Source organism: Weissella sp. DD23 (genome assembly GCF_001579105.1).
Taxonomy (GTDB): domain Bacteria; phylum Bacillota; class Bacilli; order Lactobacillales; family Lactobacillaceae; genus Weissella; species Weissella cibaria.
The window spans coordinates 506221-509049 of sequence record NZ_KQ970390.1 but is presented as its reverse complement, the minus strand read 5'-3'; the positions used below and the strand labels follow the sequence as shown (position 1 = coordinate 509049).

4 protein-coding genes are annotated in these 2829 nt (G+C 42.9%); all 4 read left to right on the top strand.

The genetic code is table 11. The annotated features are described in order from the left end of the window. Positions 1-134: 134 nt before the first annotated feature. The 4 genes from WEIDD23_RS14385 (at position 135) to WEIDD23_RS02480 (ending at position 2640) form a co-directional block, all read left to right on the top strand. Positions 135-926: a hypothetical protein gene (locus WEIDD23_RS14385; protein ID WP_062358726.1), complete on the top strand. Its 792-nt coding sequence runs from the start codon at positions 135-137 to the stop codon at positions 924-926. Then, complete coding sequence (locus WEIDD23_RS14380; protein WP_242865400.1) at positions 919-1572, top strand: hypothetical protein; 654 nt, start codon at positions 919-921, stop codon at positions 1570-1572. Before WEIDD23_RS14385 ends, WEIDD23_RS14380 begins: the two co-directional genes overlap by 8 nt. A 72-nt stretch (positions 1573-1644) precedes the next feature. Continuing rightward, positions 1645-1956 carry a hypothetical protein gene (locus WEIDD23_RS02485; RefSeq protein WP_010373850.1) on the top strand — a complete coding sequence of 104 codons (312 nt, stop codon included), beginning with the start codon at positions 1645-1647 and terminating at the stop codon, positions 1954-1956. Between the two features lie 63 nt (positions 1957-2019). After that, positions 2020-2640: an HAD family hydrolase gene (locus WEIDD23_RS02480; RefSeq protein ID WP_010373848.1), complete on the top strand. Its 621-nt coding sequence runs from the start codon at positions 2020-2022 to the stop codon at positions 2638-2640. The last annotated feature ends 189 nt before the right edge of the window (positions 2641-2829 follow it).

Genomic DNA, 2829 nt, shown 5'->3' with positions numbered 1-2829 from the left:
CAATGATTTACAACAGCATCACTTCGGTGGTGCTGTTTTTTTACATTCAAACCAGATGATGTCACTAGAAACTAGTGTTTTCTTCAAACGAACAGACTATAATCAGAGTAATTAGAACGGTAGGAGGGCACGTCATGAACGAACCACAACAACCATTTGATGATGACCAATTTATTCCAGTTGAATATACAGAATTGATTCGGCAATCATATGCTGAACAAGGCGGGTATAGCATGCCAGCGATTGATAAAACGGCATTGATGGTCAATCGGGCACTGGCGGTGTCGGTAAGTGATGATTTGGTCAAGGAATACCATGATGACGACACGGTAGATGATAATTTCGTCCGCATTTTTGTGCGACAAACCATTGACTATGGTTATATTTTAACGGATGAAGCGCCACGTGAATGGACGGCTGATAATCTATTCCAAGCGATGGGTATGACTTTGGGATATTTAGAAGTCGCACCTGAATTTGCTGGCATGTTAATCAATTTGTTAGAGTCAATTACTAAAAATCTAGTTGCGCGCGGGTTGATGCCGGCTGATTTCTTTACGCCCGATGTCCGTGCCTGGTTAATGGAGACTGTGCCACAGTACTTAGAGGATTTAGATGAATCTATGGACGAACCAATGGATGAAAGCGAAATCGAAGTCATGGAGCGCTTGATGGATGATTTGGGGTTAGAAATTTCACCTGAGGACTTAATGGAAACGAACGTCGATCTCGCCCAAGACACATCGGTTGATGATGATGATTTACGCGTCAAGTTCTTTTTTGAGGTTCTAAATGCGAGCGGTATTCCTGACTTATATCAGCAACATCGTAGTATCAAGCCAGCTGTTAAAAAAGCATTTAGCGTATTTAGGCACGCACCAAGAATTGCTTGTTTTAACAGTCATGTACGCCTCAGCCATGCGTGAATGGCTTGAAACGCAAATTGAAATGGGTGACTGGTCACACACGGATTTCGTCGTACGTGATTTCTTTGATGACGTAAATGGCATGTTCTTACAGGATGTCATTACGATTGAAAATGATGAGGAAGTCATTCACTACACTGCCGAACTCAAAGCGTTGATTAGCGGGGTCTTAGCGCAAGAACCTGAGCCGATGGCCTATGTAGCTGAACAAGGGTCATCTGAACTACCAGCAGTTGAAAACCTGCAACGAGGCTTTATAACTGCTTTACGTGATCGTGATCAGCTAACAGGCGAAGGGTTGGATGTTGCCGAAGCTATCTTGAAGATTGTCTTGGACACCATTGCGGTGAAAACAGACGCGGACATTGCGACATTGCCAGTTGAAGCTGCAACCCAACTGTTGATTGAAAAATTCCATACCTTTGATTTGTTCGGTCTTGATGGCTTTGAATTTGTGGATGACGTCATCATTGAATTTGTGCGCTGGTTGGCTGAACGGGGGCTTGTGTCAGATGCAGTCATTGAACTTTGGGGAAATGCGATTGAAACGGCGCAGTTGCCGCGTTATATGTATGCGTTAGTTGCCGATGTGCAAGATTATTTGCATCTAAATGAAGTTGGTCAAACTGTAAGTCCAATATATTAAGAAACACTAATCCGACTCAAGGCGAGCAGGATTTTTTCATATATCTTTGCTATGGTATTAGTGGAGGTTTTTATGACAAAAATATTATTTATCCTTATTTTTATCGGCGACGTCCTCGCAACTCCGCTATTCGATAGTCACCCCATTTTTTTGATTGGCACGGCTGTTTTGGCGGCAGCTACTTTGTATGCACTATACGATATGCAATCTAATCGGGTGAACTACGCGATGACAGCGGTACTGTTGTTGCTTGCGGTTAGTTTATTCGTATTACACGGTGAGTCGGATTATTTAACGGTTCTAAACCGAGTAATGATGGCCCAAGTAGCCGTTTCGGCTATTTTGGCAGTCACGTATGCAGGCGTTCGGTCGCAAACAGCGTAGTGGTATAATCAATATCAGGTGGTTGAGCCTATTAACCGCCATGACAAAACAGGGAGTACGATTATGAAGTCATTCATTTTTGACGTCGACGGTACATTGCTAAGTACCGAAAGCATGTACATGAAGTCATTACAACAAACACTTGAAGAAAACGGCATTCACAAGGCCTACGAAGAATTGTATGCGATTTTCGGGCTACCATCACTGGATGCGTTGATTAAATTTGGCATCGAAAACCCAGAGGAGATGCAACGCCAATGGCAAGACCACTATCACGATTTTTGGGATGAGGTGCAATTGTTTGCTGGTGTAACGGACATGTTGGCTGATTTAAAGGCAACTGGTGTGCAATTAGGTATTGTCACATCAAACACGCCTGAAGAATTCGCAGATCATGCGGATGCGTTTGGCATTAACGGTTACTTCGATGACTTTGTATTTGCTGGTCAAACACCAAAAATGAAGCCAGCTGCGGACCCAATTTTAAAGTCAATGGCCGACTTGAAGGCGACACCTGAAACGTCGATTTACATTGGTGATTCCGTGCACGATATGCACGCGGCACATAATGCTGGCATTAAGTTCGGTATGGCTGCGTGGGGTGTGCGTGACCGCGCTGTCTTTAATGACGAAGCAGAGTTTATTTTTGAAACGCCTGCTGACATTTTAAAACTAGTTGATTAATCAAATCCTGGTTTCGCGATAGACAATCATTTGTTAGTCGTGAAACCAGGATTTTCTTTCGTTTAGGTATCGGTAAAGGAAGAATGTCCCGCTATCTTCCTTTATCCAATTAGTCGGTGTTATAATAAAGACTTAATTAAATGGAAAGAAGTGAAGATAATGGATAATCGCGCTATTGGTTACATCGAT

Excerpts from the sequence above, each read along its gene's own strand:
- WEIDD23_RS14385 (WP_062358726.1), top strand. The coding sequence starts at position 135 with ATGAACGAACCACAACAACCATTTGATGATGACCAATTTATTCCAGTT.
- WEIDD23_RS14380 (WP_242865400.1), top strand. The coding sequence starts at position 919 with ATGCGTGAATGGCTTGAAACGCAAATTGAAATGGGTGACTGGTCACAC.
- WEIDD23_RS02485 (WP_010373850.1), top strand. The coding sequence starts at position 1,645 with ATGACAAAAATATTATTTATCCTTATTTTTATCGGCGACGTCCTCGCA.
- WEIDD23_RS02480 (WP_010373848.1), top strand. The coding sequence starts at position 2,020 with ATGAAGTCATTCATTTTTGACGTCGACGGTACATTGCTAAGTACCGAA.